The 3,607-nt window shown below is 64.1% G+C and carries 3 protein-coding genes; 2 read left to right on the forward strand and 1 reads right to left on the reverse strand.

Going from position 1 to position 3,607, the window contains the following annotated elements; genetic code table 11:
- On the reverse strand, positions 1–831 hold an 831-nt coding region (locus tag R3280_RS16290), incomplete at its 3' end, for a thiamine pyrophosphate-dependent enzyme (RefSeq protein ID WP_318999661.1).
- Between the two features lie 248 nt (positions 832–1,079).
- On the opposite strand from R3280_RS16290, the gene R3280_RS16295 reads away from it, so the two are divergent.
- Positions 1,080–2,084 (forward strand): metalloregulator ArsR/SmtB family transcription factor, encoded by a 1,005-nt coding sequence (locus tag R3280_RS16295; RefSeq protein ID WP_318999662.1) that lies wholly within the window; start codon positions 1,080–1,082, stop codon positions 2,082–2,084.
- Positions 2,085–2,221: 137 nt separating this feature from the next.
- A complete protein-coding gene (metK, locus tag R3280_RS16300; RefSeq protein ID WP_318999663.1) occupies positions 2,222–3,412 on the forward strand; it encodes a methionine adenosyltransferase in 1,191 nt (396 codons plus the stop codon).
- Positions 3,413–3,607: the final 195 nt, after the last annotated feature.

The following is a 3,607-nucleotide window of genomic DNA, read 5'->3' on the forward strand; positions in this document are numbered from 1 at the left end:
CAGGTTCTCCCGCGCCAGGGCGATTTCGTCCTCACCCAGGGGCGCGCCGTGGCAGCTCTCGGTGCCCTGCTTGTTGGGGGCGCCGAAGCCGATCACGGTCTTGCAGCAGATGATGGTGGGCTGCTCGGTATTGGCACGGGCGGCCTCGATGGCGGCACGGACCGCGTCCGGATCGTGACCGTCCACTGCCGGAATCACCTGCCAGCCGTAGGACTCGAAGCGCTTGGGGGTGTCGTCGGTGAACCAGCCTTCCACCTCGCCGTCGATGGAGATGCCGTTGTCGTCATAGAAGAAGATCAGCTTGCCCAGACCCAGGGTGCCCGCCAGGGACGCCACTTCGTGGGAGATGCCTTCCATCAGGCAGCCGTCCCCCAGGAAGGCGTAGGTGTAGTGGTCGACAATCTCGTGCCCGGGGCGGTTGAACTGCGCTGCCAGGGTCTTCTCGGCGATGGCAAAGCCCACCGCATTGGCGATGCCCTGGCCCAGCGGCCCGGTGGTGGTCTGCACGCCAGGGGTGTAGCCATATTCCGGGTGGCCGGGGGTGCGCGAATGCAGCTGACGGAAGTTCTTCAGGTCGTCAATGGAGAGATCGTAGCCGGACAGGTGCAGCAGCGAGTACTGCAGCATGGAGCCGTGGCCGTTGGACAGCACGAAGCGGTCGCGGTTGGCCCAGTCCGGGTTGGCCGGGTTGTGGCTGAGGTAGTCGTTCCACAGCACCTCGGCGATGTCAGCCATCCCCATGGGCGCGCCCGGGTGACCGGACTTGGCCTGCTGCACCGCGTCCATGCTGAGGGCACGGATGGCATTGGCGAGATCTTTACGAGATGGCATTGGGGGTGTCTCCACTGCAATAGGGGGCAAAAGTGAATCGTGCAAAAATGAGGCGCGTATTTTCACCGATTAGTGACCGCCGGAGCAAATCGGTCTGAGCAATTTTCCGCCGGGCGCCGCCTGAGCAGGCCCGCCATACTCCGATCGGGCTCTTATCAGGACTCTCGCTGGGCCAACCCGAAAACTATATCAATTTTTTTTGATATTGCCCTTGATCGACCCATCCCGGCCCCTTACACTCTCCCGTCATGACCAGTCTCGGCACCACCGCACCCATCGAGCCGTCCTCCGCGGACGTTCTGGCCCCGATCTACAAGGCCAGCGGCGACCCTCTGCGCCTGGAAATCCTGCGGGTGCTGCGCCGGGACACGTTCGGGGTGCTGGAGCTGAGCCAGCTGTTCGACATGCGCCAGTCCGGCATGAGCCATCATCTCAAGGTGATGCACAAGGCCGGCCTGCTGGAGCCGCAGCGGGAAGGCAACGCCATTTTCTACCGGCGGCCGCTGAACCTGGACAGCGATCGCCTGGCGCACCAGACCATCCGCCAGATCTTCGACATGGTGGACCGGATCCCGTTGCCGGAGCACCTGCGGGAGCGCATCCATGAGATCCGCAGCCAGCGGGCGGAGCAGTCCCAGGCGTTTTTCGCCCGCCACGCCGAGCAGTTCCGCGAGCAGCAGGAGCTGATTGCCGCCTTCGACCTGTACGCCGGGCCGGTGGCCAACCTGCTGCGCCAGCGGGCGGCCCGCCACGACTGGCAGACGGCACTGGAGATCGGCCCCGGCGAGGGCGGTTTCCTGCCGGTACTGGCCAGGCTCTGCCCCCAGGTGGTGGCGCTGGACAACTCCCGCGACATGCTGGCCAAGGCCACCCGGACCTGCATCGAGGAGAAGCTGAACAACGTCGATCTGATCGAGGGGGTCACCGACACCCTGCTGGCCCGGGGCGATGCCTTTGACCTGGTGGTGGCCAACATGGTGCTGCACCACGTGCCCAGCCCGGCGGACATACTGCTGGACGCCGCCGCCCTGATGAACACCGGCGGCTGCCTGGTGATCAGCGACCTGTGCAGCCATGACCAGGAATGGGCCAGTGAGAACTGCGGGGACCTGTGGCTGGGCTTCGAGCCGGAAGAACTCACCGCCTGGGCCACCGAGGCCGGGCTCACTCCGGGCGAATCCCTGTTTATCGGCCTGCGCAACGGATTCCAGGTGCAGGTACGGGAGTTCTGGAAGACCTCAGGCAGCCAGTAACGCCCTGATGTCGGAATTGAGAGATACGTATTTATACATATCAACAAAATTTGATATACAAACTAACCCGCCGGTAACAGCGGCGAACAAACAACCGGTTACAACGATTGCAACCGCTCACAGAGGAGCCAAACCGCATGTCTGATTACAGCATTTTTACCTCCGAATCGGTCTCTGAAGGCCACCCGGACAAACTGGCCGACCAGATCTCCGATGCCGTCCTGGATAAAATCCTGGAATCCGACGCCAATGCGCGGGTGGCATGCGAAACCATGGTCAAGACCGGCGTTGCCATCGTTGGCGGCGAAATCACCACCTCCGCCTGGGTGGACCTGGAAGACCTGGTGCGCTCGGTGATCAAGGATGTGGGTTACACCTCCTCCAAGGTGGGCTTCGATGGCGACACCTGCGGCATCATCAACATCATCGGCAAGCAGTCGGTGGACATTGCCCAGGGCGTGGATCGCCAGAAGCCGGAAGACCAGGGTGCCGGCGACCAGGGCCTGATGTTCGGCTACGCCAGCAACGAAACCGACGTGCTGATGCCGGCCCCGATCTGTTATGCCCACCGCCTGGTGGAGCGCCAGGCCGAGGCCCGCAAGAGCGGCCTACTGCCCTGGCTGCGTCCGGACGCCAAGAGCCAGGTCACCTGCCGCTACGAGAACGGCAAGGTCACCGGCATCGACGCAGTGGTACTGTCCACCCAGCACGACGAGGGCGTATCCATGGCGGACCTGGAGGAAGCGGTGATGGAGCTGATCGTCAAGCACACCCTGCCGGCCGAGCTGCTGCACAAGGGCACCAAGTTCCACATCAACCCGACCGGCAAGTTCGTGATTGGCGGCCCGGTGGGCGACTGTGGCCTGACCGGCCGCAAGATCATCGTGGACACTTACGGCGGCATGGCCCGTCATGGTGGTGGCGCCTTCTCCGGCAAGGATCCGTCCAAGGTGGACCGTTCCGCCGCCTACGCCGGCCGCTACGTCGCCAAGAACATCGTAGCCGCGGGCCTGGCGGACCGCTGCGAGATCCAGATCTCCTACGCCATCGGTGTCGCCGAGCCCACGTCCATCTCCGTGAACACCTTCGGCACCGGCAAGATCAGCGAAGAGCGCATGGCCAAGCTGGTGCGCGAGCACTTCGACCTGCGCCCCTATGCCATCACCCGGATGCTGGACCTGCAGCACCCCATGTACCGGGCCACTGCGGCCTACGGCCACTTCGGCCGCGAGCCCTTCGAGATGACCGTGGGCAACGAGACCTTCACCGCCTTCCCGTGGGAAAAGACCGATCGGGCGGCGGCATTGAAAGACGCTGCGGGGATTTAAACGTATCACCCAGCTCCAGTACCACAGGCCTGCCAGTTCGGGGGCCGCGGCGCTGGGGTAGGGCTTCTGCGGACACGCTACAAGCACGTCCGTGTGCGCTTGTTTCGGGGCGGCCCAGGCCCACGACCGGCCCCAGAAGACCCACCCCCCCACCCCAGGGCGGAAAACGGGCAGGCCACGCAAAATGACGAAAAG

This window comes from Marinobacter sp. (assembly GCF_033722195.1).
GTDB lineage: Bacteria > Pseudomonadota > Gammaproteobacteria > Pseudomonadales > Oleiphilaceae > Marinobacter.

Bases quoted from the DNA above. Each gene is read 5' to 3' on its own strand.
- R3280_RS16295 (WP_318999662.1), top strand. From the start codon at position 1,080: ATGACCAGTCTCGGCACCACCGCACCCATCGAGCCGTCCTCCGCGGAC.
- metK (WP_318999663.1), top strand. From the start codon at position 2,222: ATGTCTGATTACAGCATTTTTACCTCCGAATCGGTCTCTGAAGGCCAC.